Source organism: Comamonas sp. lk (assembly GCF_900564145.1).
Classification (GTDB): domain Bacteria; phylum Pseudomonadota; class Gammaproteobacteria; order Burkholderiales; family Burkholderiaceae_C; genus Comamonas.
In genome coordinates this window covers 2885014-2911740 of record NZ_UOOB01000001.1, presented here as the reverse complement: position 1 = coordinate 2911740, position 26727 = coordinate 2885014, and the positions used below count along the sequence as shown (strand labels likewise).

The following is a 26727-nucleotide window of genomic DNA, read 5'->3' as shown; positions in this document are numbered from 1 at the left end:
GGGTTGGTGTGCTCTGTTCGGTATTTGGAGGCTTCAAGATCGCTAGCTTTTTGCGTATTGAATCAAACACTAGAGCCGGATTGAATTCGTATTCAAGCCATACTGGTGCTTATGCAAAGCCGCCAGGCGTTGTCTGTAGGTGGCCTTTCTGGTTGACCTTGGACTGGTCATCCGGACCGCCCCACTGGGCTCATGTCTATCGTTGCTTCGTCGAGGACGCTGAGCCTTGCCGTCGTTACTTGTTGCTTCGCGCCTTGTCGCAGTCGTAAATCTGCGATGTGCCAGGTAGTACAAGCCACTCTGAATATCGAGAAATTTGCAATGAGTGAAAACACAGCGCAGAAGCTGAGTCAGCCGCAAGTGGAGCCGCACGAAGACGGTGCGCATTTTTTGCGTGCCGTTAGCGATATGGCCGAGCACACCAAGGTGGTGACGGGTGAGGCCATTTACACCGACAAAGGCATCAAGCTCGTAGACAAGGGCGCGCGCATGGATAGCCGCATGTATGACAGGCTCATACAGCACAAGCTGCGCGACCCCATAGATAGCCATCTACTCACGGAACATCTGGTGGACATTCCGGCGCTGCAGGCCCAGGCCATGGTGCAGTGCGAAACCGTAGAGTTGATGAAGCGCCTGGTGCAATCGCAAGGCGGGACTGAACGGCTGTTGGCTCCGCTGCGCGGCATCGAACTGCCGCCGCAGATCGCTTTCAAGCTCACGGTGATGCGTGAGCAGCGCCCCGAATTGTTTGCCCATAGTCTGCAGATGGCGCTGGTGGCCATTTATCTGGCGCGGCAGGAAGGCTGGAGCGAGCGCGAATGCGTGCCTCTGGCCACTGCCGCCTTGTTGCACGATGTGGGCATGCTCTATATGGACCCGGCCTGGACGGATGCTGCATACCGCCTCAGCGGCGAGGAGCGCAAACATCTGGTGGCGCATTCGATCACGGCCATGTTGGTAGTGCGCAGTGCCGGCGTGTATTCTCGGGCGGTGGAGATGGCGGTGCTGGAGCACCATGAGCGCATGGACGGTTCCGGCTATCCGCGCGGAGTGCCGGGCGATGCCATCTCGCCCATGGGGCAGATTTTGCTGTTGGCCGAAGTGGTGGCGGCTTTCTTTGACAAGTTCAAGCACATGCCGGGCCAGCGCCTGTCGCTGATGCTGCGCATGAACCACAAACGTTATCCGTTGGCGCTGGTACATCGAATGCTGCCGCTGCTTTATGACGAAATCAGCCCCGGCACGCCGCTGGCACCGCTGCTGGCCGAAGTCACGCATGGCGTGGCGGCGCTGTCTGCGGTGTTTCAGATGTGGGAGAAGCTGCTGCAGACGGGGCAGGACGAGGGCAGGCCAGATCTGGTTAACCATGAAGCCGCTTCCTTTGTACAAACCAGCTTGCTGCATCTGCAAAAACAGCTGGCCGAGGCTGGCTCACACCCCGATCAGCAACTGGACGTACTCAACTACCTCAAGGACGATGCGGAGGGCATGAACGAGCTGGCATTGGTCAATCGGGAGGCCTTGTGGCAGCTGCAAGCCATCGTCAATGCCTGTCTGCGCCGCTGGCCGCCCCCGGCTGAGCCCGGCCATCCGCTGGATGCGGTGGTGAGCCAATGGTGCGATGCCTGTATGCAAATACAGGTGAAAGCTCCATCGCAGGATTGAGGCTTCTGAGCTTGATCCCCCAAAACACCGGTTTCAGCCGGCGTTTTTCGTTGGTTTGCAGCTTTCAGGGTCATGGTTTTTGCCATCAAGTCTGTTTACTGTATATTTATACAGTAAATTGATTTTGTGACTTTCAGCCCATGTCCTTGCCTCTCAGCGCCTCTCTCAACCCTGCCAATACCGCAGGCCGGAGTGCGTGCGAAGAGGATCTGGCGCGTACCAGGCACCAGGGGGCGGATGCGCTGCAAGATATTGCCGGTGTCTGGCGCGGCGCGGACTGGCATGCCAGCCAGCGCAGCAGCACCTGGCCCACCGGCCATGCGGCGCTGGATGCCGAGCTGCCCGGCGGCGGCTGGCCGGCCAGTGGCCTGACCGAGGTGCTGCAGGCCGCTCACTGCCATGCCGAATGGGCTTTGCTGCTGCCTGCGTTGGCGGAACAGGCTGGGCGGGCCAAAGCAGCCGATCAAGCCCAGCCTTCCGGCAGGCTGGCAACTCGGAAAATTGTGTTGATGCAGCCGCCGTATCTGCCGTTTGCACCTAGTCTGCAGGCTGCAGGCATTGCCCCGGAGCAACTGTGCTGCGTGTACAAACCGCCGGCCTTGCCCGTGCATGAGCTGGCCTGGGCTTGCGAGCAGGCCTTGCATTGCCGGGATGTGCTGGCGTTGCTGGCCTGGTTGCCCTCATTGCCGGCCAGCAGCTTGCGCCGCCTGCACTGGGCTGCGGCATCCCAGGGGCGGCCGCTGTGGCTGTGGCAGGAGTTGAGCGTGCAGCAGCAAAGCACGCCGGCGGCCTTGCGCCTGCGCCTGGACAAAGCGCCTCAGACCGCCCAGGAAAATACGCTGCACGCGCTGCAGATTCAGATACTGAAACGCCGTGGGCCCGCACTGGAATTGCCCATACAGCTATCGCTTTCGAAGTGGGCCTGGGCGCCCATTTTGCAAGCCCAGGCCAGCCGCCGTGCCGCCCAGAGTGCCGAGGCCGCTTTGCTTATGCAAGGCCGGGTAGCGCAGTCGCTGGATTCCGGCGTCGCGGCCTCTCTGCACGGGGCCGCATAGCTCTGAGAGGAACCGCCATGACAGCCGCCGCATTGCCTTCCCCGCACTGGATCGCCTGGCCTTTGGCTGCGCTGCAGCCAGACAAGGCAGGTGGTGCAGCGCCATCGCCGCCCCGATCTCCAACCGCATCGCCAGCCATATCGGCACAGACATCCACAAAGAACGCCATGCAACCGCTGCAGGCCAGCACCTGCTGGTGGGCACTGCAGCACTCGCCACGCGTGGCCGTGCTTGAAGAGGCTTTGCTCATGGAAACCAGCAGCGTCCAGCGCCTGTGGGGCGGGCGCGAGCCCATGCTGCACAGGCTGGCCCAGGCTTTTCAGCAAGCCGTATCTCAAGCCGCAGAGCCTGGGGCTGCGGCGGTTGAGTCTCCCGCTTCGGGGGAGGGGCCCACGGCCTGGCAGGCGCTGGCGCAGCTGCGTCTGAAGCTGGGCGGCGAAAACGGCACGAGAGCAGAGCGGGGCACAGGGCGGGGAACAGGGCAAGGCACAACGCCTCTGGACGCTGATGATTTCCCCTTATGGACTTTGACGGCTTTGCAGCAGCACAGCGCCGTGCTGCAACGCCTGGGCTGTACGCGCTGGGGCCATGTGCGCGCTTTGCCGCGTGCGGGGCTGTCGCGCCGCATCGGTGCCAAGGCCTTGCGTGTGCTCGATGAAGCCTATGGGCTCTTGCCCCAGCCGCTGAACTGGCTGCAACTGCCCGAGCAGTTTGGCCTGCGCCATGATCTGGGCTACCCCGCCCACCATGCCGATGCCGTGCTGCAGGCGGCTCAGCCTTTGCTGCGGGCGCTGCAAACCTGGTTGCAGGCCCGCCACCGGGCGGTGCTGGCGCTGCAACTGCGCTGGCACCATGATTTGCGCCGGGTGGATGGCCAGGAGCTGCCGCTGTGGGGCGAGCTTTGCATACGCACGGCCCAGCCGGCCCAGGGCGCACAGGCCATGGCGCATCTGCAGCGCCTGCTGCGCGAACACCTGACCCAGCAGCGCTGGCGTGCGCCCGTGGACATGCTGGAGCTGAATCTGCTGGAAAATGTGGCCTGGGCGCCCGATATGCTCAGCTGCCTGCCGCAGCCGGGAGAAAAAGAGGGCTGCCAGGACAACAGCTTGCCCTGGCATGAATGGGTGGAGCGCATCAGTGCCCGCTGGGGCGAGGACGCCGTGCGCATGGTGACGCCTTGTGCCGATCACCGGCCCGAGGCCATGCAGCAATGGCAAAGCGCCAGCAGCGGGCTGCAGCCCCAAAAGCCGGCAGTCAGGCCGTTGGCGGCGATGAGCACTTGCTGGCAGTCGCTGTGCCCGCCATGGCTGCTGGCCGAACCCCAGGCTTTGCCATTGCAAGGCAGCCGTCCCAGTTGGCACGGGCCGCTGCAACTGCGCGCCGGGCCTTACCGGCTGGAGTCGGGCTGGTGGGGCGAGGCAGATGCCCTGGCCGTGCGCGACTATTTTGTGGCCTTTAACGAGGTGGTCGGCCATGTCTGGATCTACCGCCAGCGGGCGGCAGAGCCAGGGCCTCATGTGGCAAGCGGCTGGGGCAGTTCAGCTGGTGCCGGGGCAGGTACGCAGTGGTTTGCCCAGGGCATCTACGGGTGAGCCGGCCATGGCTGCTGCAGTTCTAAGCCGCAATGCACCCGCCAAGCCACCGGCGGCAGCGCCGGCCCTGCCCACGGCCCTGGGGGCGGGCAGGGGGCCGCTGGCCTATGCGGAGCTGCATTGCCTGTCGCACTTCAGCTTTCTGCGCGGGGCTTCATCTCCGGCCGAGCTGGTGCACCGAGCCAAAAGTCTGGGCTATGCGGCACTGGCGCTGACCGATGAATGCTCGGTAGCCGGTGCCGTGCGTGCTTTCGAGGCGGCGCGAGACTGCGATCTGCATCTGATCTATGGCAGCGAATTTGCCTGGGGCAAGCTGCGCATCGTGGTGCTGGCGCGCGATCTGCAAGGCTGGGGCAATCTCTGCGAATTCATTACCGCTGCACGCAGCCGGGCCGCGAAGGGCGCTTATGTGGTAGATGAGACTAGTCCCTGGTCATTGCTGCACCAGGGCTGTGAATGCGTGCTGCTGCCGCAGCGTGGCCTGGTTGCCGGTTTTGAAGATGCTTCTGATTTGATATCTATAAGCGCTTGTATTCAAAGCGCTGTAAACCATTTTTATTCAGAATCTCTATGGCTGGGTGTGGAGCTGCACCTGGCCCCCGACGACAGTCTGTGGCTGCAAACCCTGCAGCAGGTCGGCACTGCGCTGGGCTTGCCGCTGCTGGCCTGCGGCGATGTGCATATGCATGCCCGCTCGCGCAAGCCGCTGCAGGATGTGGTGACGGCCATCCAGTTGGGCAAGACGGTGGGCGAATGCGGCTTTGCGCTGCAGCTCAATGCCGAGCGGCATCTGCGCTCGCGCCTGCGGCTGGCGGCCCTGTATCCCAAAGCGCTGCTACAGGCCAGCGTTCGGTTGGCCGAACGCTGCAGCTTTATCCTGAACGAAATCAGCTACCAGTACCCGCAGGAAAGCGTGTTGCCCGGCATGAGTGCAGGCCAGACCCTGGCCTGGCATACCTGGCAGGGCGCGGCGGGGCGCTATCCCCAAGGCATTCCCGAAGCGGTGCGGGCGCAGCTGCAGATCGAGCTGGCGCTGATTGCCGACTGCAAGTACGAGATGTACTTTCTCACCGTGCATGACATCGTGCGCTATGCGCGCAGCGTCGGCATTCTGTGCCAGGGCCGGGGCTCGGCCGCCAATTCCGCCGTGTGTTTCTGCCTGGGCATTACCGCCGTCAACCCCGTGGGCAATCATTTGCTGGTGGAGCGCTTCATCAGCAAGGCGCGCAGCGAGCCGCCCGATATCGATGTGGACTTCGAGCATGCCCGGCGCGAAGAGGTCATCCAGTACATCTACACCAAATACGGCCGCGATCGGGCCGCGCTGACGGCCGTGGTCAGCTGCTGGCGCAGCCGGGGCGCGTTGCGCGATGTGGGCAAGGCCTTGGGCTTGCCGGCGGACCTGATCGATGCGCTGGCCAAGGGCCAGTACTGGTTCAGCGAACATGCCCAGGCCCAGGCCGAAAAAGCCGACCTCTCCCAGGCATCGTCCGAGGCATCGCCCGAAGACGGGCCAGAAACCCTGCCCGAGGACTGGGTGGAGCGCAAATTCAAGGAAGCTCAGGTGCTGGCCCAGGATAAATCCATGACGGTGAGCGTCAGCGACAGGCAGCTGCGCCTGTGGGTGGAGCTGGCCTGGCAGCTCAAGGATAGGCCGCGTCATCTGAGCCAGCATGTGGGCGGCTTTGTGCTCACCCAGGACAAGCTCACGCGGCTGGTGCCGGTGGAGCCTGCAGCCATGGCCCATCGCTGCGTCATTCAATGGGACAAGGACGATCTGGACGTGCTCGGTCTGCTCAAGGTCGATGTGCTGGCCCTGGGCATGCTCACCATGCTGCGCAATGCGCTGACCGAGCGCGCCCGCTGGCGCGGCGAATCATGGGGCCTGGCCCAGATCCCGCAGGACGACCCGGCTACCTACGCCATGATTTGCCGTGCCGATACCGTGGGCACTTTCCAGATCGAAAGCCGGGCTCAGATGAGCATGCTGCCGCGGCTGCTGCCCCGCAAGTTCTACGACCTGGCCGTGCAGGTCGCCATCGTGCGGCCCGGGCCGATTCAGGGCGGCATGGTCCACCCCTATCTGCTGGCGCGCGAGCGTGAGCGCAGGGACTTGCCGCTGGTGCTGGAAAAACCAGAGCTGAAAAAAGCCCTGGAGCGCACGCTGGGCGTACCCATATTCCAGGAGCAGGTCATGCAGATCGCCATGGAGGCGGCGGGTTTTTCGGCCGAAAGAGCCGATGCGCTGCGCCGCTCCATGGCCGCCTGGAAACGCAAGGGCGGTGTGCACGGCTTTGAGCGCCCGCTGATCGACGGCATGGTGGCGCGCGGCTACCGGCTGGAATTTGCCCAGGCCATCTTTGCGCAAATGCTGGGCTTTGGCGAATACGGCTTTCCCGAAAGCCATGCCATCAGCTTTGCGCTGCTGGCCTATGCCAGCGCCTGGTTCAAGCGCCATGAGCCGGCAATTTTTCTGCAAGCCCTGCTCAATGCCCAGCCCATGGGTTTTTATGCGCCCGCGCAACTGGTGCAGGACGCGCGCCGCCATGGCGTGCGCGTCCTGCCAGTGGATGTCTGCCACAGCCACTGGCTGTGCACGCTGGAAGCGCCTTTGCAAACCCTGCGCGGCGTGGCCCAGCCCCAGCCCGCCGTGCGCCTGGGCCTGAATCGCGTGGCGTATCTGGGCAAGGCTGCGGCGCTACGCATAGAGGAGCAGAGGGCGCAATCCCCGTGGGCGAATACCGAAGATCTGGCCCTGAGAGCGCAGCTGAGCCAAAGCGAGCTGCAAGCCCTGGCCGCTGCCGATGCGCTGCGCTCTCTCTCGGGCCATAGACGCCAGCAAATGTGGGATGCCGCCGTGCAAAACGACTTGCCGCCGCTGTTTGCCGGTGTGCCGGTCAACGAGCCCGCGCTGCAGCTGCCCGCAGCCCGAGAGGGCGAAGAAATCATGTTCGACTACGCCGCCACGGGCCTGAGTCTGCGCCGCCACCCTCTGGCCCTGCTGCGCCCCAAGCTGGCCCGCCATGGCCTGCACACGGCCGTGGAGCTGCGCAACATGCTGCCGGGTCAAAAAGTGCGCGCCTGCGGCATCGTCACCGTGCGCCAGAGACCGCCCACGGCCAAGGGCACGCTGTTCATCTCCCTGGAAGACGAGACCGGCACCATCAACCTTGTGGTCTGGGCCCAGACCTTTGCCCGCTGGCAGGCGCCGCTGCTGGCCTCACGCCTGCTGGCCGTGGAAGGCATCTGGCAAACTAGCACGGCTCCACAGCTGGACGCCGAGGAATATGAGGGAAAACAGGCTAAAGCCCAATCAGATAAAGCGCCAGCCGCTCATCATTTGGTAGTAATGCGCGCCAAGGACATGACTCGCTGGCTGGGGCGCTTTGTGGAAGTCGGCCTGAACAGCCGCGATTTTCATTGAGGCCGTTGGTTGCGGTGAGAGCGCTTGCATCGCAAGATTGTTCAACAAACTAGGGAGTGAACGACCCGGAGCAGGGCGCAAACGCAGTCGGCGGCAAGAAATTAAAGGGTTTTTAAAAAGTAAAGGCCGGGCAGCAAGGACCGACTTGGTGCGCCATGCGGAATCCAGTGATTTTTGTACACCTAAGAGCCGCTAACACCACTTCCCTCTGAGACCGGCATGAAGCATTTATGCTTCATGCCCTCATGGCAAGACAACCCGTTAACAAAGAACTGTGGCAACAGCTGCAGCCCCTGATTCCAACATTTTCACCTTCCAGCAAAGGTGGCGCGCGCAAGCTACGCGTGAGCGATGAGGCGGCCCTCAACGGCATCCTGTTCGTGCTGCACACCGGCATTCCATGGGAAGACCTCCCCCAATCCCTGGGTTACGGCAGCGGCATGACTTGCTGGCGGCGCCTGCGTGACTGGAATGCTAGTGGTGTCTGGCAGCGATTGCACCAAGCCATGCTGGTGCGCCTGCGTGAACATGACCAGATTGATTGGAGCCGGGCCTGCATTGATGGCTCTTCGGTGCCAAGCCCCCGGGGGGCCAGGAAACGGGCCCCAACCCCACCGACCGAGGCAAGCTCGGCTCCAAACGGCATATCGTCGTAGATGCCAGAGGTATCCCTCTGGTGATTCTCGTCAGTGGGGCTAACAGGCACGATTCCATGATGTTCGAGAAGTGCATGGATGCGCTACCTGCGGCAAGCAGGCTTGCCAGGCAGAGCACGCAAGCGACCGGCGAAGCTACATGCCGACAAAGGTTATGACTACCGACGCTGCCGTGCCTATCTCAGGCGGCGGGGCATCGCCAGCCGGATTGCAAGGCGAGGGATGGAGAGCAGCGAGAAACTGGGTAGGCATCGCTGGGTTGTGGAGAGAACACACGGATGGTTTGCTGGCTTTGGCAAGCTGCGAATCCGTTTTGAAAGGCGCTTGGACATTCACGAAGCGTTGCTGCAATTGGCTGCAGCAATCATCTGCGCCCGCTTCGTGGATAGGTGGTGTTAGCCGCTCTAAGCAGGCTCGCTTGGTCAATCCTTAGGCTGATTCGACGGCTGTAAACGAGACCTGTTGCAGCTATTCGCATGTTATCGCTCTAGGGTTGCTGTGCAGCGATTGCCGCTGCTCGTAGCCGCGACGCTTCCTAACTGTCACCGTCCCATACCGGCCATCCGATCATCGACGCGGACTACTGCCCAATGACGGGTTGCAGGTGTGCAGCGGACAGCGACTATCAAGTGAAGGCAGTTAGGTCGCTGGATGTCCGCTGTCACGTCGTGCGAACAGGAGCTAGCGACCCATTGCGGTCGTCCAGCCTTCGTAGACCTATGTCGGCTTTGCAACGGTTGCTGTCCTTCGACTTGCCGAACGAGATGCCCGGAAGCGGTCGCTCAACGCTCTATTAACCTGCGTTTTGCCTGGCGCGAGCCTTGCGCTGAAAGGGTCATGACAGATAAATAAGTCAGGTTAAATAGAGTGCCAGAAGGATACGCCATATATTTCCCGGCTATTCGAGGCTGCTCGCAATATGGATTTCTTCATCGTTGTTGTGAATATGGGTGACCAAATGTTTTCCAATAAGCCAAACATTCCCATTCCAGAAGGGTTTTCTAACGGATTTATCTATAAATGAGTTTAATATGCCAGGATCTGAGTGTCTCCTGAGTCCGTAAATCACCTCGCCCCCAACTATATCAACTATATTTTCGTACGACCTTCGAAAAACAGGGTAAGCGACTAGGTGGTATTGGCGATCAGTCGATTTACCCAAGTAAGTTCTATCGAAGGAGAAACAGCCACATCGTGCAAAATCAATGAAATCGCTTAAGTAGGCCTGGCGATCAAATTCTTGACTTTCGAAATTCCTGGCTTTATTTGCAAGTATTTCATCGATATGCGGACTCAGTTTGTATTCGAGTTTAAGGCTTTCTGGGATGCTCCTCAGCTTCTTCCGAAGCGCAAAATGCGCTGGATTTGAAAAAACTTCGCTGGCGATCGTGCCACCCCCTGATGCGAGATGAATGAGGAACCTGCTATAGCGGGATCTGAAGAATAGATCAAAATCGAAGTCTGTTGAGTTCATTTCTCGGGTCCAAACACTACCACGCAATTCGGACATCGCGGTATTATTTCCAAGGTGCGCGGTCGAATGGCCGGGGTGAGTTCGATTTCGGGCACATCCAACTTCTTGTTTTTTCGCAAGATTTGATTTGCAGCCTTAACTTCAGCGCATTTTCCAATAACGTTTGTCGAGTTCGTGTTAGCCGACTTCTTTCCAACATCTCCGAGACGGGCAAGTCGCCTTTTCAGTCGAGGATTACAGGACTGCACAACACGGTAGGAGGTCCCAAAGCTATAGAATTTCTTCACCCTCGCGCCAATAGCACACGCCACCAAGGTATGGTGGCGAAATTCAACATGCTGGGCCAGCGTTGCACTTAATTCCGATTGAGCGCTCTCGATGTTTTCTTTGTATTTTACACTCTTGTATCGAAGCATCCGGAAAACCGAGGCGCCTGACCGTCGGCCTTTTTTAAGGTAGTGCTGCTTGTCAAAAAACTCGTTAATCTGCTTAATTCTTTGATTAACGATTTCTTTTGTTTTCGACATTGATTGGCCTCGAAAATTTACTAGTCATTCTAACGTGTTCTCGGGAGACGGCTAATGCCATCTAGGCAGACCCGCTACGCGCCTAAATCGGCGCACCGTGCACCGGCAAGCCTTTGATAGGTCATAGAAATCTCCCGTTTAACTGTATTTAAATACAGAATTAAGTTTCCGGCAAAAGCGGCGCGTGCTTACAAGTCTCCTCAACGAGGATTCGCTGCCGCCGGGAGCCCACATGATGCCAGCCCTGCCGTCCAATCAAGGCCATCGCAAGCACCTGCGACTGCGGCCCGTCATCGAGCTTCAGCCGCGGAGGGCCACACGGGTACTTGACCAGTTGCGCGAACAGCTGTGCCGGATGCTCGACCGCCTGCGAACAGAGGAGTCTTCTGGCTTCCGTATTGGCCTAGCCCGATTTGCCGCAAAGCGGACCTTGGTGAACTTCCGCAATCAGCCTGAAACAGTCAATGAGGGAGATGCCTTCAAGGACTGCTGCTGGCCGACAACACCACTTCGTACTCGCCACCGATAGCTGCCTTCGACCAATTAGCTGATGCAAGTCGACTGACTGCTATCGAGGAGCAAATCGAATTCACGCAGTCGGCCATGAGCAGTCATTCCATCATTGGCCTCTAATAGCACATATCAAGCTCCAGTCTCGAAATTTTTAGGTTCGCCTAGAAGGCAATGCTTGCGATTGCTCACTCTCATCATTACAGATAGATTCACTCTTATGAGAGCGATGAGCAATTTTGCCTGTCGTCTAAATCCAGTTAGCCTGTTCAGGAGACTTCAATGCCAAGCTTGTATCCAACAGCCCATGCAGAACGTTATGACTTTGGTCTGCCGGCCTTTGAAATGCGCGGCAACCAACTCTATCCGACTGTGCATAACGAGGTGCACGACTACGGACTTCCTGCATTTGAGATCAGGGGCACGTCCGTATATCCAACTATTCACAATTCTGTTGATGATTTCGGCCTGCCTTTTTACGAGATTCGCGGAACACAGCTATATCCAACAGTGCATAACAGTATTGATGACTACGGCCTTCCCACCCTGGATATCCGTAATTGAGGTCGACTAACAACTCATCTAAGCCGACTTAATCTCACATGAGCGTTTCTACACTCTTGGCCATTATTGGGCCACTTCTGGCACTTCTTGGGGCCGCCCTGTTGGCATACGACGCATTCCAAGCGCCCATGCAGGTTCAACGGCAGCGCCATTTCAAGTCACGGATCGACGGCCTACTGCGTTTACATCAATACTTGAGTACCACTTATCCCAGTCCGCCGTACTCCGCTGACGAAGTAGCCGCCGCTAAGACTCAACGTGACGAGATGATGGCAGAACTCCAGGCAGAACTGGAAACCTCTGAATTGAACTACCGGCTCCGAGTGTCGAACTTGGCTTTGTGGGGGTTTATTTTGATTGCTCTCGGTAGCTGTGCTCAGGTAGCCGCCGCTTGGATACTTGCTTGAGGCGAAATCTAACATGTTGTTCCACCGGACCGCCTTCGGCGTCGGTGAATTCAAACGTTAGTGGCTGTCTGCTGTGGGTCGACACAAGCCTGTCGGGGCACGCAGAAGCGATCCTTCGTTTGGATACGTGTCGAACCACGCAATCGAGTGACCGGTCCTGAGGGTGAAGCGGCACTTCGAGGTAGATGGCGCTCAACGGCTGGTGTTAGCGATTGCTGTCCCTCAGGCGCAGGTCCCTGAATGACTCAGTTCAGCCTAAAGCTGCCTTCGGCAGGCTACTTCTGCTTTGCAGCGATTGCCGTCATTGATACAGCCAAGTCCACCAACCACCTCATGACACTCCTCGGCCGCTCGAGCCTGCGAACAAGATCTCTGTGGGGGCGCGCTCATACCTTGGCGAGGAAGGCCGCCGCATCACCTGCTTCACACTTCCAGTCTGCGAAGACCCCAACCAGATTGCATTCCACGCAGTGGCAAGCGATGTAGTACCAGCGCACGTCATGTGTGCCCTCGTACACGGAGACGCCGGACATCAGCTCGAACACCTCGTTCTCGCACACGCACTCGTGCGCCTCGGGGGCGGCCTCTTCAACGTAGTCCGCGCTGTCGCCCATCAGGTGTTTCTGCCCGCAGTCGGTGCAGGTGCGGATTGCCACGCCGGCTTCTTCATCGGTCTGCAGCGCAAAAGTCCGGCACCCGCAATCGCATTTGGACGAGGCAAACCGGACGGCCTCATGGCGATTCGCAACGCTGTAGCTGCGCAGCTCAGCTTGGGTGTCGCCGGACGTCGTCCCGTACCAGAACTCGCCCTTCTTCGTCAGTGCCATTGATGTTGTTCCATTCTTCAAGGTGGGCTTCCCGGCAGACCTGACGCCAGGCTTGCCCCGATCATCTGGATTTTGCCTGAATGCACGGTGAATCGTCGTCAAGGGGCCGGATCGGGGTGGTCGCCGACAAGGGCTGAGGAAATCCTTGAATGCCGATTCTTGGAGATTGCAGCCAGAGACCATCAAGCTCAGCTGTTGATCGCCGCCGACATTCGATGTTGAAGCCCCTACGTCAGCTCTCAGCCTGAAGCCAACGCTGGCATCTGTTAGCCGGAATTCCGCTTCTGGCCGAACTCCGTCGCTCACATATCCCATTCAGGCCGTGCCAGCTGCCATCAGCTTGGCGCGCCACGCCATGTTCTGGTTTCTATGTATTTCCTTGTCAAATAATTTAAGGACAATGAAGTGAATTTTGTTGAGCAATCCATGATGTATCGCTGATGGATTGCTTGTGGCTCCCGCTGTATACCTCTCGCTATGAATCTGACCCAAGCCGCCATCTCTAGACGCACTTTGCTTGCCTGCGCCGCAGCATTGCTGGGAGGCTCGTTGCATGCGCAAACCGCCTATCCGAACAAACCCATACGCGTTGTGGTGCCCTACGCGCCCGGCGGCTCGGTTGATATGGTCGGGCGTGTGATTGGTGATATTTTGGCCAAGCAACTGGGCACCACCGTGGTGATCGAGAACGTACCCGGTGCCGCAGGTGTGGTGGGTGCGCAGCGTGTGGTCTCGGCCAAGCCCGATGGCTATACCTTGCTGGCGGGCTCTAGCAACGAGATGGCGGGGACCAAGTTTGTCAACGCCGCGCAAAAGTACGATCCGGCTGTCGACCTGACGCCGATTGCGCTGACGGCTTCGGCCCCCAATCTGTGGGTGGCGGGCGCCCATGTGCCAGTCAAGAACATCGATGAGTTCATCCAGCTGGTCAAGGCCAATCCCGGCAAGTACAGCTATGGCAGCCCTGGCATTGGCTCCACGCCGCACTTTTCGGGCGAGCTGATCAAGAAGACGGCCGGTGTTCACCTGGTCCATATTCCTTACAAAGGCTCTCCCGCAATGACCGCCGATCTGGGCGGCGGCAATCTGGATTTCGCCATTCTCTCGCCCATGGCCTCGGCGCCGCTGGTGCAATCGGGCAAGATCAAGATCCTGGGCGCCACCACGGCCGAGCGCATCAGCACCTTGAAGAACGTGCCCGCGCTGGCTGAGCATCCTGCACTCAAAGGCTATGCCCTCAGTGGCTGGTTTGCACTGGCGGCGCCCAAGGGCGTTCCTACGGACGTCGTTGCCAGCTTGCAAAAAGCAGTGCAGGCCGGCTTGGCCGATCCCGCCATCCGCCAGAGGCTGGAAGCCGCAGGCACCCCGCCAGCCAACGGTACGGAAAGTCTTGCCCAGGTCATCCGCACCGATATGGGCAAATACGCCGAACTGGTGAAGTTCGCCAAGATCACGCCCGAGAACTAAGCGGCATTGCGCTGCGCCACAGCGCCTGCTTGCGCGGAATGCCGTTCACTGAGCCAAGAGAACGGCATGTGCAGCCGCAACCGTCTTTTTCATAGCTTTCTGCCCATGTCTGCAGGGCGTCAGCGGGCGATTTGGCTTCAGGGAGCCGGCTGTTTGATCCACTGAGCCATAGCCGCCACGGCCTGGGCTTCCATGCCGATATAACCATGCCAGTGCATGGCGTGGCATGGATCACCAGACGGGTTGGCGCCGCCATCGACCAGCATGAGTTTTTTGACGGGTGCCCCGGTGAGCGCTTGCAAGACCTCGGGCAAGGCACTGGGCGGGCAGATGCGGCAGGCATCTCTGGCATGGTGAAACAGCAGCACCGGCACGCGGATACGACTGAGGTTCAGGCTTTGCATGGAGCCGGGCTCTTTGGCATCCACAATGCTGGAGCTCAGCACCACACCGGCAATCACTCCATCAGGAAATTGGCTGGCAGCCGCCGCTGCTGAGGTTGTGCCCCGGCTGGTGCCCACCAGCCAGATGGGGGCGGGGCTGCGCTGTTTGACGGCTTCAATTACCTGGCGCAGGTCTTCCAGGTGCTCGGGCGACATGCGGTCTCTGGGTTTGAGTTCTTGGCCGTTGGCGCGGCCGAAGATGGCCACATTCAGGCCCTGGGCCACAAAATCCTGCTCGGCGCGCACCAGAAAATTGTCGCTGCTGGGTCGGCCTTGCTCCATCTTGCCAAAGCCGCCCAATCCGCCAGGAAGCAGTAGCACCGTGGCCGCAGCCTGGGGGGCGGGGTCCCAGAACACCGTGGTTTCCACGCCGGCCCTGGTGGGCAGTCTCAGCAACGACCCCTGCGCATATGCCTGGGCCGAAAGCATGAGCAAAGCCGTGCACAGCCCGGCATATAGCGAACGAATCTTGGGCATGACCAGCATGACGCTCTCCTTAAGGCATTGGCTTGGCAGTGAAGCTGCAGATCGCCCGCACGGGTAGGGCCTGCAACGCCGAAAGCATAGCCTTGCGCCCGACTCCTGCCTATCCCGGCTGCTGGCGCGCATATTGCTTGCATCAATTGCTATCAAATGAATAGTCGCAGTGCGCCGCTGTGAACCCGTCTCAAGGATCTGGCTGGCATGCACCGTCTCCGGGCCTGTGCCCCATATGCGGGCATGTTGCGCAGTCCGTCTGCACTACAGCAGGGAAAGCTTTGGATTTCATGCACGCAAGTCAGGACTGATCGTCTCTGAAGCGGCGCAAATCTGCAGGGAATACCCGCTTCTGGCACGGCTTTCGCTTATCTACATTCTTGTATGCAAGTTTTTGATGAACTTGCATACAAGAATCTCTAACTTGCGAAAGACGACTATGCGCCGCTTTGCCAAATCACTTTTCGGACAGGTGGTGATCGCACTCATCTTGGGTGTGCTCGCCGGACTATTGGCCCCTGAATGGGCCGCCAAACTCAAACCCTTGGGCGATGCTTTCATCAAGCTGATCAAGATGATCATCCCTGTGCTGGTGTTCTGCGTGGTGGTGCATGGCATCGCGGGCGCTGGCGACCTCAAGCGCGTGGGCCGCGTCGGCGTCAAGGCGTTGATCTATTTTGAAGCGCTGACCACCATTGCCCTGGTGCTGGGTCTGGTGTTGGCCTTTGTGTTCCAGCCGGGCACGGGCATGAATGTGGACACGAGCAAGCTCGACGCCTCCGCCATGAGCGCCTATGCCAGCAATGCCGACAAGCTGACCAGCGGCGGCACGGTGGACTTTCTGATGAAGCTCATCCCGACCACCGTGGTCCAGGCCTTTGCCACAGGCGATGTGCTGCAGGTGTTGCTGTTCGCCGTGCTGTTCGGCTGTGGCCTGAGCATGCTGGGCGAACGCGCTGCTCCGGTGAGTCTGCTGATCGATACGCTGTCGCATGTGCTGTTCAAGATCATGGGCATCATCATCAAGCTGGCGCCGCTGGGCGTGCTGGGTGCGATCTCGTTTACCGTGGGTCAGTACGGCATAGGCTCGCTCAAGCAGCTGGGCATGCTGGTGCTGCTGTTCTATGTGGCCGTGGCTTTTTTCGTCTTCGTGGTGTTGGGTCTGGTGATGCGCCTGTCAGGCTTCAGCCTGATCAAGCTGCTGCGCTATCTGCGTGAGGAACTGGCGGTGGTCTTTGCCACTACATCGTCCGACAGCGTGCTGCCCCAGATCATGGCCAAGCTGCGCAATATGGGGGTGCGCGATTCCACTGTGGGTCTGGTGATTCCCACGGGCTACTCCTTCAATCTCGATGCCTTCTCGATCTACATCACGCTGGCTGCCGTGTTCATCGCCCAGGCAACGAACACGCCCATCAGCATGGCCGATCTGCTGACCATTCTGGCCATCGCCCTGGTGACATCCAAGGGCGCCCATGGCGTACCGGGCTCGGCCATTGTGGTGCTGGCTGCCACCTTGCATGCGATTCCTGCGATTCCCGCCATCGGACTGGTGCTGGTATTGTCTGTAGACTGGTTCATGGGCATTGCCCGCGCCGTGGGCAACCTGATCGGCAACTGTGTGGCAACCGTGGCCATCGCCGCCTGGGAAGGTGATATCGATCGCGAGCGTGCCCATGCGGTGCTCGACGGCCTGGTTGACAATCAGGAGTCTGCCGATGCTCCCAGCCCAGCGCCGCTTGCCCAGCCTGTGTCTCCCATCCTTCCTGCTCACCCCGTCGTCTAATGAATCCTGTAAGCCCCCTGCATATCGCCGAGCGCGTGGTGGAATCCATCCTGGCCCAGAAGCTGGCGCCCGGCGAACGGCTGGGGGAGCAGGAGCTGGCCGACAATTTCGCCGTCAGCCGCACCATGGTGCGCGAGGCGCTGATGCAGTTGCAGGCGCGCGGCTTTGTACAGGTGCAGCCGCGCCGGGGTTGGTATGTGGTTCAACCCACGGTGGAGGAGGCGCAGGACGCCTTTGCGGCGCGGCGCATCATCGAGACCGGCATTCTCAGCGAAGCCGGTCGGCCCATGCAAAGCGTGATCGGTCAGCTGCGCCGCCACATCGCCCAGGAGAAGCAGGTCATAGAAGGCGCCGATGCGGCCACTCGGGCCTTTCTGCTGGCCGACTTTCACGTCTGTCTGGCCGAGCAGATGGGCCACCGTCTGCTGGCCGTCACGCTGCGCGATCTCACGGCCCGCACCACGCTGGCCGCTACGCTCTACCAATCCACGCACAGCGCCAACCAGTCCTGTGCCGAGCATGAGCGCATCGTGGCTGCATTGGAGCGCGGCGACACCGAAGCTGCCAAGACCTTGATGCTGGAGCACATCGGCATGGTGGAGCGCTCACTGGACATCCGTCCGCCAGCGCCACCTCCCGGTGCCAGCGCTCGCCTGCGTGCCACGCTGGCGCCGGTGAGTGCAGAGCTGCTGGCAGATTCTGTCGTGAAATCAACCCCTTCCGAGGGATGTCTAAAAGCTGCGCCTTGATGTCGAAGTTGATTTCTCATACCAGCGACTGCTTGAACGGCGTGGACTTGGTTTGTCGGGCAGGTGGCAGCCAGCAGAGTTGAGTGCATGGATGGGCTTGGCTCAAGCCATGGTCGTAGCAATACGTCATGTAATGCGCACTACCCTCGATTCTCACTTGCCTTGCTCCTTGGCTTGAACCTGTACCAGCAATTGTCTGCAGTTCACATCGTCGTCGGCGGCAGGTACGGTCAGCGGCAGCAAGGCCAGTGCGGCTGGGGCAAAAACTGCCGCTGCTACCGCAGCACCGGCACGGGCTACCAGCGGGCCCGGTTCCAGGCCCACGTCTGGTTTGGCAAAGCTGCCGCGTACATACAGTGGTGTACGTAGCGAAAAGAATTTCCATTGGAGTGCTTCGGGCACGATGCGCAAATCCAGTGTTTCCTGCGCAAGGTTGACTTGGCCGGTGGCTTGCACAATCGCTTCGGCGGTTGCCAGCTTGGCGTTACGGGGTCGGGCTACGCCGTTTTGTATCTGAAGGTCTGCGATGGCGCAGCGCAGTTGCACTTCCTTGTCTGTGCCAAATAGCTTGGAAACGACCACGGAGCCGACGTTCAGCCCGGCCAGATCAAGCAGCTCGCGGCTGAAAGTACCTTCGCGCACATACAGCCGCACCGAGCCGTTGCCGCTTCCCAGCCACTGCGCCAGGGAATCGCCACGGCCTTGCAGGGTCATGGCTCCATCCAGACGCCCCAGGCTTTTCTTCATTTTCTCTATTTTGGGAAAAAGTGCCGAGAGCTTGAGTGCGTTGACCCGGCCCGTGATCTGGGCGGAAACAGGCTTGTCATGGCTGTCCACCGTGGTGCTCAAGTCCAGTGTGCCCTGGGCGAAACCGAATTGCAGCGGCGAGAGCACGAGCTTGCCGTTGTCAAGCTGGGCGCGCAATTTGAGGTTTTGCAGCGGCAGGGCGTCGGGGCGCAAGATGTGGCTGCTTTCATAGCGCAGATCCATGTCCATCTTGTCCCAGTTGGCCGTATCAAAGCGGATTTGCGGCAATACCTTGCCGTTGTTGGGCCGTGGCTTGGCGCTGCTGCCCGATGGAGTGGCCCCGATTGTCGGGCCCAGATCCTGCAGGCGCAGCAGCTGAGATGACACCTGACCGCTGAGTTTGGGGCGGGGTTTGCCAGACCGGTAGTGCAGCTCACCGCGCACATCGCTTTGTCCCACCTTGCCTTGGAATTTTTCATAGTTCCATATGGCATTGCCCGGTTGGAGGCTGCCGATCAGATGGCCACTGGTATCAAATGGCGGAGTGGCAGGCAGCAGCAGACCGGTAAGTTCAAACAGATCGGCCATGCTGTTGCCGCGCAGTCTTACCTGAAAGTCCAAACCATCCAGCTCTCGGGGATTGTCCAGAACGCCTTCGGCAAAGGCTTGCACGCTGCCGGCCTTGGCTGAGAAGCGCAGCGGAAAACGCAACTGCTCTTGCTGCAGATCCAGAACCGGGCCGGCCAGCCCTTGCGCCTGAATTTGCGCTCGTTTTTTGCCTTGCTCCATATAACCGGTTAGACCAAAGCGTATGCCATAAGGCTGGGTGGCAGTCACGGGCTTGCGTAAGCTGTCAATCCGAGCTCGCACGGCCATGCGTTTGATGCCATCGGTCCAGCCTATAACGCCATGGCGTATGTGCAACTGTCCCAGCTTGAAACTCCAGGGCGCTCCATTGCTTTCAGGTGTTTTGAAGATCCAATTGACATCGCCTGCCTTGTTGCGGGCCAGAACCATATCCGGAGCATCCAGTACCAGTTGGTCGAGCTGTATATGCCGTGCCAACAGCGGCAGCAGTCGAAGACTTGCGGTAGCGCTTGCGGCGGTAGCCATGGTGGAGGGCGTACGCTGGAGCGTTTGCGCGTCGGCCTCTGCGATTTCGTAGCTGTCATCCTGGGTGTCTGTAACTGCGGTACCTGTTGTGGGCTTCGTGGGTTGATCGCTGTGAGGCAAGCGTCCAGTGTTGAGGTCTTTGGGAGCCTCAGGCAAGGCTGGGAGGTCATCGCTGCCTTGGTTTGGTGCTTCTTCAACCAGCCAGCCCAGAGGCTGGGAAATTCGCAACTGCCCGGCGGTGACCACCACACCTGGAACCCAATGCTTCCAGCCGGTGTCCAGCGGCTGGGGCCAGGTCCAGTTCAGCCGCAGATCACCTTCCACAGCAAATTCGCGACCGGTGGCGGCACTGACTTTTTCATTGACCCAGGGTTTGAACTGGTTCCAGTCAATCCAGGCGATGGCTGCTGCGGCGGCTAGGCAGAGCACGACCAAGGTCCCGAATATTGCACCCAGCAGGCGCAGCCAGAGCCTGGGCTTGCGTTGGGCGGTTGTAGGGGCAGAGCTACTTGCAGATTCATTCATTGCAACCATGCTAACGCCCGGTTTACGCTATTTTTGGGGACCTTGTTTGGCAATCGGCGTAGGCAGGGGATGACGAAGCCATGCCAATGGCGCCTCATGGCCGCCCTAAAATTGCGAGCCATGCATAACACCCACAATCCCAAAGTCTTGCCGCTGCGCGACGGCGTCAGCCCCAGCTGCGTGGTGGCCCCCAGCCAGGGCGCGGGCTTGCTGCTGGATTTTCTGTGCGAACGCCTGCCCGATGTGGGGCGAGCACGCTGGCTGGGCCGCATCGAGGAGGGTGAGGTGGTCAGCGAGCTGGGCGAGGTGACCACGGCGCAAACGCAGCTGCAGCCGGGAAGGCGTTACTACTATTACCGCTCGCTGGACGAGGAGCCGGAGATCCCGTTCGTGGCCGAAGTCGTTTACCGCGATGCCCAGCTGCTGGTGGCCGACAAGCCGCATTTTCTGCCAGTCGTGCCGGCCGGCCAGTATCTGCAGAACACTTTGCTGGTACGCCTCAAGCGCGAGTTCGGGCTGGAGGAGCTGTCGCCCATCCACCGCATAGACCGCGACACGGCGGGGTTGGTGGTGTTTTCAGTACAGCGCGCGACGCGCGGGGCTTATCAGGCGCTGTTTCGCGAGCGGAGCATTCACAAGACGTACGAGGCTGTGGCGCCGTTCAGAGCCGAGCTCGACTTTCCGCGCGAGCACGCCAGCCGCCTGGAAGAGAGCGGGCAATTCTTTCGGATGCACGAAGTGGCGGGCGAGCCCAACAGCCAGACCTGGATGGAAATCATCGAGCACAACCCGTGCTGGGCACGCTACCGGCTCTCGCCCGTCTCGGGCAAGCGTCACCAGTTGCGCGTGCACATGGCGGCGCTGGGCCTGGCGCTCAAGGGCGATCCGCTGTATCCCGTGGTCAACGATCCCGAGCCGGGCGATTACTCGAATCCTTTGCAATTGCTGGCATGCAGCCTGGCGTTTGACGATCCCTTGACCGGCGAGCGGCGCGCGTTCGAAAGTCGCCGCAGTCTGGCACCGCTGCCCAGCCCCTGAATTTCAGCCGCAGACCCTGAGTGCAGCAGGGCGGCTGCCTCTCTGGCATTGAATCGGACAGTTTTGTCCGATAATGCTTTGCATGTGTTCCAAACGTCCCCCTGCCGAAGAGCGCCGTACCCAGTTGCTGGATGCGGCGGATGCCGTGTTTGCCGAGTACGGAGTGACGGCTCCGCTGGACATGATCGTGGAGCGGGCCCAGGTAGGGCGGGCCACGCTGTATCGCCAGTTCCCGGATCGGCGGGCCATCACGCTGGCGCTGCTGGAACGCTCGCTGAACAAGACGCTGGCCGCAGCCCATGCCTTGCGTGACGACGAGCAGGCGTTTTTCAAGCTGCTGGAGATGGTGGCGGATCGGATTGCGATTTCTGCCCCCATGGTCGATTATTGGCGTGCGGTGGACAGGGGCGACGAAATCCTGGCCAACGCGCGCCAGCAGCTTTGGCATGCTTTCGAGGAGCCTATGAAGCGCGCGGTTGCCAGCGGTCTGTGCAAGCAGATGCTGTCGCAAAAAGACCTGGGGCTGGTGCTTGGCATGCTGGGCGGATCGCTGCGCGGCGAAACCGCACAGCAACGCAAGGCACTGGCGCGCCGCGCCCTGCAGATCATTCTGGAAGGCATCAAGGCCTGAAGCTATGAGCCAAACCGCTGCAGCCACTGCTGCAACCAGCGCTGCACCAAGCAGCACTGCATCAGCCAGCGCCGCCCCCGCTGCAGCTGGCGGCGCGCCGCCCCAGGCGCCCATGATTTATCTGCGGCGTCCGCCAGACTGGGAAGAGCATGAAAAACCTAGTCTGCCGGGCTCGCCGGCCATGCCTTTTCACAAGCCCTGGGTGCGTGTCTGCTACGGCCTGATTGCCGTGCTGATCGCTCTCACCGGGGGCTTGGGCAATGCCTTGTTCACGGCCAATCTGCCCACCATCCAGGGGCAGATGGGTCTGACGGTGACCGAGGCCGCCTGGCTCTCCGGCGCTTACGTCATGTTCAATGTGACGGCCAATTTGCTGGTCTACAAATTTCGCCAGCAGTTCGGCATGCGTCTGTTTGCCGAAATCGGCCTGGGTGTCTATGCCGCTCTGTGCGTGCTGCATCTGCTGCTGGGCGGTTATGACAGCCTGATTTTGCTGCGTGCCGCCAGCGGTCTGGCTGCTGCCACTTGCTCCTCATTGGGCACGCTGTATATGCTGCAGGCCGCACCGCGGACCTATGTGCTCAAGATGCTGGTGATTGGCGTGGGCGTGGGGCAACTCGCCGCGCCCCTGGCCTGGGTGCTATCGCCAGGCCTGCTCTACAACAGCGACTGGCACAACCTCTATATGTTTGAGGCCGGGCTGGCGCTGCTGTCCTTTGCTGCCGTGGTGGTGCTCAAGCTGCCGCCAGGCGTGTTCATCAAGACCTTCGAGAAGCTCGATTTCCTCACCATGGCTCTCATGGTGCCGGGCCTGGGCCTGTTGATCGCCGTGCTGGTGCAAGGCTACAGCCACTGGTGGCTGGATACGCCCTGGCTGGCCTGGATGCTGGTGGGCTCCATCGTGCTGCTGAGTACGGCGCTGTACATAGAGCACCACCGCCGCAATCCCATGCTGCATACCCGCTGGTTCACGCAAGCGCCCACGATACGCTTTGTGGTGGGAGCTATCTTGCTGCGCTTTCTGACCACCGAGCAGACCTACGGCATGGTGGGCCTGCTGCGCACCTTGGGTATGACGCCCGACCAGATGCAGCCGCTGTTCTGGGTCATCTTGCTCGGAACGCTTGTCGGCATTGCGGTCTCTGCTAGCACTTTTGGATTGCCGCATCTGGGCAAGCAAATTCTGGGGGCGATTGCCTTGTTTGCTGTGGCCGCATTTCTGGACTTGCACCGCACCAGTCTGGACCGGCCTGCCGACTTCTTTTTGAGCCAGTTTTTGCTGGCCATAGGCGCGGGCATCTTCATGGGCCCGCTGATGTTGACGGGCGTGATCCAGGGGCTGAAGTACGGGCCCAACCATATGCTCACGGCGATTGTCACCATCTCCATGACGCAGGCCATGGGCGGGCTGATGGGTTCGGCCTTGCTCAGCACCTACCAGTTGCACCGCGAGCAGGTGTACTCCGTGGCCCTGGTGGCCCAACTCGACCCCACCGACCCTGTGGTGGCCGAGCGGCTCAAGATTCAGAGCCAGATCTATGGCCGGGTCACGCCAGACCCTGCCATGCGCGCCAACCAGGGCCTGCTGCAGCTGTCGCAAATCGTGCGGCGCGAAGCCAATGTGCGTGCCTATAACGATGTGTTCGCGCTGACGGCGGCCATTGCGGTGGCCTATCTGCTGTGGTTGCTGGGCGTGGTTGAGCGCCTGCGCAAGGCTGCGGCTTTGGTGCGGGCACTGACCTGGCAAAGCGGCAACCAGGGCGCGGCTGCGGCTGCAACGGATGGGGCACCGCAAAGAGCTTCTTCACTGTCCTCCCAGGCTGCAGACCGTAGCCAAAGCGCGGTGAACGAGGCTCAGCCCCAGGCTGCAGCAGGCGGTCAGCCCAGGTTCACCGTGGTGGTAGAGGAAAGCCAGACCGATGCCCGCGGCGACGATTTGGCTGGCTACGCCCAGGTGCCGGGCCAGACTCTGGTGATTGAAGGCGAGCAGGCCCTGGAGCTTTCGCAAGCCGCCCAGGCCGCTCAGCTGCAAGAAGCGGCGGTGCTGGCCAGCCGGGACCCGCTACAGGATAACGAGCCGGCGCTGGCGCTGAAAGAGCGTCTGGAAGCCGGCATAGGGCAGGCGGCTAAGGAAAAAGCAGCGCAGGAACAAGCCAGCCGGGCCGCGCTGCCAACTGCGACCGAACCCGCCAGCAAGCAGGATGCCCAAGCTGAAGCCCAGGCCCAGCCTGCGCGCAAGCCTGATTGAAGAAACACAACACACAAAGATTCTGGGTATGAGCGAAAAACCATCCAACACAGCGGCTTCTGCGGCCACACCGGCGGCATCACCGGCGGCATCACCAGCACCCGGTGCTGCATCCGCCTCGGCATCGGCCGCGTTGCCGAGCACGCCCAAGAAGATCAAGCCCTCCACGCGCAGCGTGCTCATCATGCTGGTGGTGGCGCTGGCGGGTATCTTGCTGGTGCTGCGGGCCTGGAATCTCTGGCCTTTCAACAGCTCGGTGATCAGCACCGACAACGCCTATGTGCGCGGCGCCGTCACCATTCTTGCGCCCCAGGTCAACGGTTATGTGACCGAGGTGCTGGTCAAGGACTACGAACAGGTCAAGGCCGGCCAGCCTCTGGTGCATATTGATAGGCGCAGCTATGAAGCCTCGCTGGCTCAGGCTCAGGCGCAGCTGGCCAACGCCAATGCCCAGCTGGCCAATGCCGACCAGACCCAGGCCCAGAACCGCGCCACCCTCTCTGCCAGCCGCGCCGGTTTGGCGGCAGTGCAGGCCGAGGCCGAGCGTGCTCAGGCCGAACTCAAACGCGTGCAGGAGCTGGCCGAGCGCGGCTCGGTCTCTTTGAACGAGCGCGACAAGGTGCGCGCCACGGCGCGTCTGGCGCTCAGCAATGTGGCCAAGTCCCAGGCCGATATTGAAATCAATAGCGAAAAGATCAAGGCCACCACGGTCAATCGAGATGCGCTCAAGGCCCAGGTCCAGATGGCTGAAGCCCAGTTGCAACAGGCACAGATCAATCTGGACAACACCACCGTGCATGCGCCCAGCGATGGTCAGGTCAGCGAAGTCTCGGTGCGCAAGGGCCAGTATGTGGCGGCCGGCACCCAGCTGGTGTATGTGGTGCCGCCCACGTTCTGGGTGGTGGCGAATTTCAAGGAAACACAGACCGCCCATGTACAGATCGGCCAGGCCGTGACTTTTGGCGTGGATGCGCTGGGCGGTGCTCGCCTCAAAGGCCATGTGGTGGAAATAGCGCCGGCCACAGGCTCGGAATTCAGCGTGCTCAAGGCCGATAACGCCACCGGCAACTTCACCAAGGTGGTTCAGCGCCTGCCGGTGAAGATTGCCATCGATGAGGGCCAGGAGCTGGCCGCGCGGGTGCGGCCCGGCATGTCGGTCATGGTGCGACTGGATACCAAGCAAAAGTTGCAGAATCTTCAAAAACAGGAGCTAAAGGCGCAATCAGATAAAGAGGTAGAGGCCGATTTGCCTTTGAATTCTGAGTCTGCAGACCATAAGGTCAAACCATGAAACAGCCCATGCTGAATTGCCGGTCCAAGAGGGCCTGGACGCTCAAACCGCTTGCCTGCGCGGCCCTGGCCGTGGTGCTGAGCGCTTGTTCCCTGCCTCGTACCAGCCAGGCGCCAGCCGGTGCCCAGCCGGCCGTGCCGGCGCAGTGGGAGCAGGCCGCGTCAGCGGCTCAAAACCAGGCCCAGCTTCAGTCGGCCTGGTGGCAGGCTTTTGGCGATGCAGGGCTCAACGCCTGGGTGGGTCTGGCTCTGGAGCAAAGCAATGATGTGCTGACCGCCATGGCCAGGGTGGATGAGGCCAGGGCCAATTTGGAGCTGGCAGGTGCTGCGGCGATGCCCCAGGTATCGGCGGCCTTGCCTCTATCTAGCGGCCGCAGCCTGGGCGCGCGCGGCTTGACGCAGACCCGCAGTCTTCAGCCCGGGCTGCAGGCCAGCTGGGAGCTGGATGTCTGGAACCGTTTGGGCGATTTGCGCAGCGCGGCCGATTTGCGCCTGCAAGCCAGCCAGGCCGATGGCGATGCCGTGCAGCTGGCGGTAGCTGCCACCACGGCTCAGGCCTATATAGGCATGCGCTCGCTGCAGGCGCAGCTGAGCGTAGCCCAATACACGCTGCAGTCGCGCGAGGCGGCTGTGCGCCTGCTCACCGATCAGGTACGGGTAGGCTATATCTCGCAGCTGCAGCAAAGCCAGGCGCTGGCCGAACTGGAAAGCGTCAGGCAGTCCATAGAGCAGCTGACTCTGGCGCTGGAGCGCCAGCGCCTTGCCTTGCTGCAGCTGGCGGGCGGCATCGGCGATGCGTCGGCGCAAAAGCTGATGGGCGAGACATTGCCAGGCCGTGCTGTAACGCAGCCGCAGGGCGGTTTGGAGGCGCTGGCCGTGCCTGCGCTGCCGGAGCTGGGCTTGCCGTCCGAGCTGCTGGAGCGCCGCCCGGATATTGCCCGGGCCCAGTTGCAGCTGGCCGCTAGCGACAAGCAGCTGGCCGCCCAGCGCGCCGCGTTTTTGCCCCAGGTAAGTCTGAGTGCCAATCTGGGCAGCTTGCTGATCAATGCGCTGGATTACCACCCGGCTACCGTCTGGGGCCTGGGCGGCAGCATTCTGGCACCGCTGTTCAGCGGCGGGCGGCTGCAAGGCCAGTTCGATGCGGCCAATGCCCAGCGTGATCAGGCCGCGTACGCTTATCGCGGCACGGTCATCAAGGCCTTGGGCGATGTGCAGCTGGCTCTGGTGAGCACCCAATATCTGCAAACCCAGTTGGCCAGTGCCAGACAGCGTGAGGCGGTGCTGCAACGCACTCTGGGTTTTGCCAAGGATCGCTACGAGGCCGGCTATGCCAGCTATCTGGAGGAGTTGGACGCACAGCGCAATCTGTTTGCCGTGCAGCAGGAGGTGATACGCCTGCGCCAATCGCAGCTGGAAAACGCGGTGCAGCTGTATCAGGCCCTTGGTGGCGGCTGGCAGAAAGCCGCGTCGGCAGTTGCGACTATCACTCCTGAAAAGTGAGCGTCTGGC

19 protein-coding genes and 1 pseudogene are annotated in these 26727 nt (G+C 60.8%); 15 read left to right on the top strand and 5 right to left on the bottom strand.

What is annotated here, in order from left to right:
- Positions 1-408: 408 nt before the first annotated feature.
- The 5 genes and pseudogenes from EAO39_RS13245 to EAO39_RS13225 all read left to right on the top strand — a co-directional run bounded on the left by EAO39_RS13245 (position 409) and on the right by EAO39_RS13225 (position 8794).
- Positions 409-1668, top strand: a complete 1260-nt coding sequence (locus tag EAO39_RS13245) for an HD domain-containing phosphohydrolase (RefSeq protein ID WP_240467106.1) — start codon at positions 409-411, stop codon at positions 1666-1668.
- Positions 1669-1808: 140 nt separating this feature from the next.
- A complete protein-coding gene (gene imuA / locus EAO39_RS13240; RefSeq protein WP_120968057.1) occupies positions 1809-2723 on the top strand; it encodes a translesion DNA synthesis-associated protein ImuA in 915 nt (304 codons plus the stop codon).
- A 167-nt stretch (positions 2724-2890) separates the two neighbouring features.
- Positions 2891-4315 carry a hypothetical protein gene (locus EAO39_RS13235; protein ID WP_240466995.1) on the top strand — a complete coding sequence of 475 codons (1425 nt, stop codon included), beginning with the start codon at positions 2891-2893 and terminating at the stop codon, positions 4313-4315.
- A 7-nt stretch (positions 4316-4322) separates the two neighbouring features.
- Complete coding sequence (gene dnaE, locus EAO39_RS13230) at positions 4323-7739, top strand: DNA polymerase III subunit alpha (protein WP_120968055.1); 3417 nt, start codon at positions 4323-4325, stop codon at positions 7737-7739.
- Between the two features lie 245 nt (positions 7740-7984).
- A pseudogene (locus EAO39_RS13225) lies at positions 7985-8794 on the top strand (IS5 family transposase).
- A gap of 499 nt (positions 8795-9293) precedes the next feature.
- Here EAO39_RS13225 and EAO39_RS22615 read toward each other — a convergent pair.
- A complete protein-coding gene (locus EAO39_RS22615; RefSeq protein WP_162989565.1) occupies positions 9294-9869 on the bottom strand; it encodes a hypothetical protein in 576 nt (191 codons plus the stop codon).
- The gene (locus EAO39_RS22610; RefSeq protein ID WP_162989564.1) at positions 9866-10396 is read right to left on the bottom strand and encodes a hypothetical protein; all 531 of its coding nucleotides are present in this window, start codon (positions 10394-10396) and stop codon (positions 9866-9868) included. Before EAO39_RS22610 ends, EAO39_RS22615 begins: the two co-directional genes overlap by 4 nt.
- A gap of 792 nt (positions 10397-11188) precedes the next feature.
- Between EAO39_RS22610 and EAO39_RS13220 the strand changes: the two genes are divergently transcribed.
- Both EAO39_RS13220 and EAO39_RS13215 read left to right on the top strand, forming a co-directional pair.
- Positions 11189-11470, top strand: a complete 282-nt coding sequence (locus tag EAO39_RS13220; protein WP_162989563.1) for a hypothetical protein — start codon at positions 11189-11191, stop codon at positions 11468-11470.
- 38 nt (positions 11471-11508) lie between these two features.
- Entirely contained in the window at positions 11509-11877 is a 369-nt protein-coding gene (locus tag EAO39_RS13215) for a hypothetical protein (protein ID WP_120968051.1), read from the top strand.
- Positions 11878-12263: 386 nt separating this feature from the next.
- Here EAO39_RS13215 and EAO39_RS13210 read toward each other — a convergent pair whose 3' ends face one another.
- Positions 12264-12704: a hypothetical protein gene (locus tag EAO39_RS13210; protein ID WP_120968049.1), complete on the bottom strand. Its 441-nt coding sequence runs from the start codon at positions 12702-12704 to the stop codon at positions 12264-12266.
- 483 nt (positions 12705-13187) lie between these two features.
- On the opposite strand from EAO39_RS13210, the gene EAO39_RS13205 reads away from it, so the two are divergent.
- Positions 13188-14171 carry a tripartite tricarboxylate transporter substrate binding protein gene (locus tag EAO39_RS13205; protein ID WP_120971066.1) on the top strand — a complete coding sequence of 328 codons (984 nt, stop codon included), beginning with the start codon at positions 13188-13190 and terminating at the stop codon, positions 14169-14171.
- A 137-nt stretch (positions 14172-14308) separates the two neighbouring features.
- Here EAO39_RS13205 and EAO39_RS13200 read toward each other — a convergent pair whose 3' ends face one another.
- On the bottom strand, positions 14309-15100 hold the full coding sequence (locus EAO39_RS13200; RefSeq protein ID WP_240466994.1) for an alpha/beta hydrolase: 792 nt from the start codon (positions 15098-15100) through the stop codon (positions 14309-14311).
- A gap of 430 nt (positions 15101-15530) precedes the next feature.
- Here EAO39_RS13200 and EAO39_RS13195 point away from each other — a divergent pair, with 430 nt between their 5' ends.
- Complete coding sequence (locus tag EAO39_RS13195) at positions 15531-16877, top strand: C4-dicarboxylate transporter DctA (protein ID WP_120968047.1); 1347 nt, start codon at positions 15531-15533, stop codon at positions 16875-16877.
- Positions 16877-17626 (top strand): GntR family transcriptional regulator, encoded by a 750-nt coding sequence (locus tag EAO39_RS13190; protein WP_120968045.1) that lies wholly within the window; start codon positions 16877-16879, stop codon positions 17624-17626. The genes EAO39_RS13195 and EAO39_RS13190 overlap by 1 nt, the downstream gene beginning before the upstream one ends.
- 153 nt (positions 17627-17779) lie before the next feature.
- Here EAO39_RS13190 and EAO39_RS13185 read toward each other — a convergent pair whose 3' ends face one another.
- A complete protein-coding gene (locus tag EAO39_RS13185) occupies positions 17780-20011 on the bottom strand; it encodes an AsmA family protein (protein ID WP_120968043.1) in 2232 nt (743 codons plus the stop codon).
- A gap of 120 nt (positions 20012-20131) precedes the next feature.
- On the opposite strand from EAO39_RS13185, the gene EAO39_RS13180 reads away from it, so the two are divergent.
- From EAO39_RS13180 to EAO39_RS13160, 5 genes are all read left to right on the top strand, one after another.
- The gene (locus tag EAO39_RS13180; RefSeq protein ID WP_120968041.1) at positions 20132-21049 is read left to right on the top strand and encodes a pseudouridine synthase; all 918 of its coding nucleotides are present in this window, start codon (positions 20132-20134) and stop codon (positions 21047-21049) included.
- Positions 21050-21131: 82 nt separating this feature from the next.
- Positions 21132-21680, top strand: coding sequence for a TetR/AcrR family transcriptional regulator (locus EAO39_RS13175; RefSeq protein WP_120968039.1), 549 nt, complete (start codon positions 21132-21134; stop codon positions 21678-21680).
- Positions 21681-21792: 112 nt separating this feature from the next.
- Positions 21793-23928, top strand: a complete 2136-nt coding sequence (locus EAO39_RS13170; RefSeq protein ID WP_120971062.1) for an MFS transporter — start codon at positions 21793-21795, stop codon at positions 23926-23928.
- A 28-nt stretch (positions 23929-23956) separates the two neighbouring features.
- Positions 23957-25219 carry an HlyD family secretion protein gene (locus tag EAO39_RS13165; protein WP_120971060.1) on the top strand — a complete coding sequence of 421 codons (1263 nt, stop codon included), beginning with the start codon at positions 23957-23959 and terminating at the stop codon, positions 25217-25219.
- 8 nt (positions 25220-25227) lie between these two features.
- Entirely contained in the window at positions 25228-26718 is a 1491-nt protein-coding gene (locus tag EAO39_RS13160) for an efflux transporter outer membrane subunit (protein WP_120971058.1), read from the top strand.
- Positions 26719-26727: the final 9 nt, after the last annotated feature.

Coding starts and splice junctions, on each gene's coding strand:
- EAO39_RS13175 (WP_120968039.1), top strand. CDS start 21,132: ATGTGTTCCAAACGTCCCCCTGCCGAAGAGCGCCGTACCCAGTTGCTG.
- EAO39_RS13160 (WP_120971058.1), top strand. CDS start 25,228: ATGCTGAATTGCCGGTCCAAGAGGGCCTGGACGCTCAAACCGCTTGCC.
- EAO39_RS13190 (WP_120968045.1), top strand. CDS start 16,877: ATGAATCCTGTAAGCCCCCTGCATATCGCCGAGCGCGTGGTGGAATCC.
- EAO39_RS22615 (WP_162989565.1), bottom strand. CDS start 9,869: ATGAACTCAACAGACTTCGATTTTGATCTATTCTTCAGATCCCGCTAT.
- EAO39_RS22610 (WP_162989564.1), bottom strand. CDS start 10,396: ATGTCGAAAACAAAAGAAATCGTTAATCAAAGAATTAAGCAGATTAAC.
- EAO39_RS13245 (WP_240467106.1), top strand. CDS start 409: ATGGCCGAGCACACCAAGGTGGTGACGGGTGAGGCCATTTACACCGAC.
- EAO39_RS13165 (WP_120971060.1), top strand. CDS start 23,957: ATGAGCGAAAAACCATCCAACACAGCGGCTTCTGCGGCCACACCGGCG.
- EAO39_RS13200 (WP_240466994.1), bottom strand. CDS start 15,100: ATGCTGGTCATGCCCAAGATTCGTTCGCTATATGCCGGGCTGTGCACG.
- EAO39_RS13185 (WP_120968043.1), bottom strand. CDS start 20,011: ATGAATGAATCTGCAAGTAGCTCTGCCCCTACAACCGCCCAACGCAAG.
- EAO39_RS13215 (WP_120968051.1), top strand. CDS start 11,509: ATGAGCGTTTCTACACTCTTGGCCATTATTGGGCCACTTCTGGCACTT.
- EAO39_RS13170 (WP_120971062.1), top strand. CDS start 21,793: ATGATTTATCTGCGGCGTCCGCCAGACTGGGAAGAGCATGAAAAACCT.
- EAO39_RS13235 (WP_240466995.1), top strand. CDS start 2,891: ATGCAACCGCTGCAGGCCAGCACCTGCTGGTGGGCACTGCAGCACTCG.
- EAO39_RS13210 (WP_120968049.1), bottom strand. CDS start 12,704: ATGGCACTGACGAAGAAGGGCGAGTTCTGGTACGGGACGACGTCCGGC.
- EAO39_RS13180 (WP_120968041.1), top strand. CDS start 20,132: ATGCATAACACCCACAATCCCAAAGTCTTGCCGCTGCGCGACGGCGTC.
- EAO39_RS13220 (WP_162989563.1), top strand. CDS start 11,189: ATGCCAAGCTTGTATCCAACAGCCCATGCAGAACGTTATGACTTTGGT.
- dnaE (WP_120968055.1), top strand. CDS start 4,323: ATGGCTGCTGCAGTTCTAAGCCGCAATGCACCCGCCAAGCCACCGGCG.
- EAO39_RS13195 (WP_120968047.1), top strand. CDS start 15,531: ATGCGCCGCTTTGCCAAATCACTTTTCGGACAGGTGGTGATCGCACTC.
- imuA (WP_120968057.1), top strand. CDS start 1,809: ATGTCCTTGCCTCTCAGCGCCTCTCTCAACCCTGCCAATACCGCAGGC.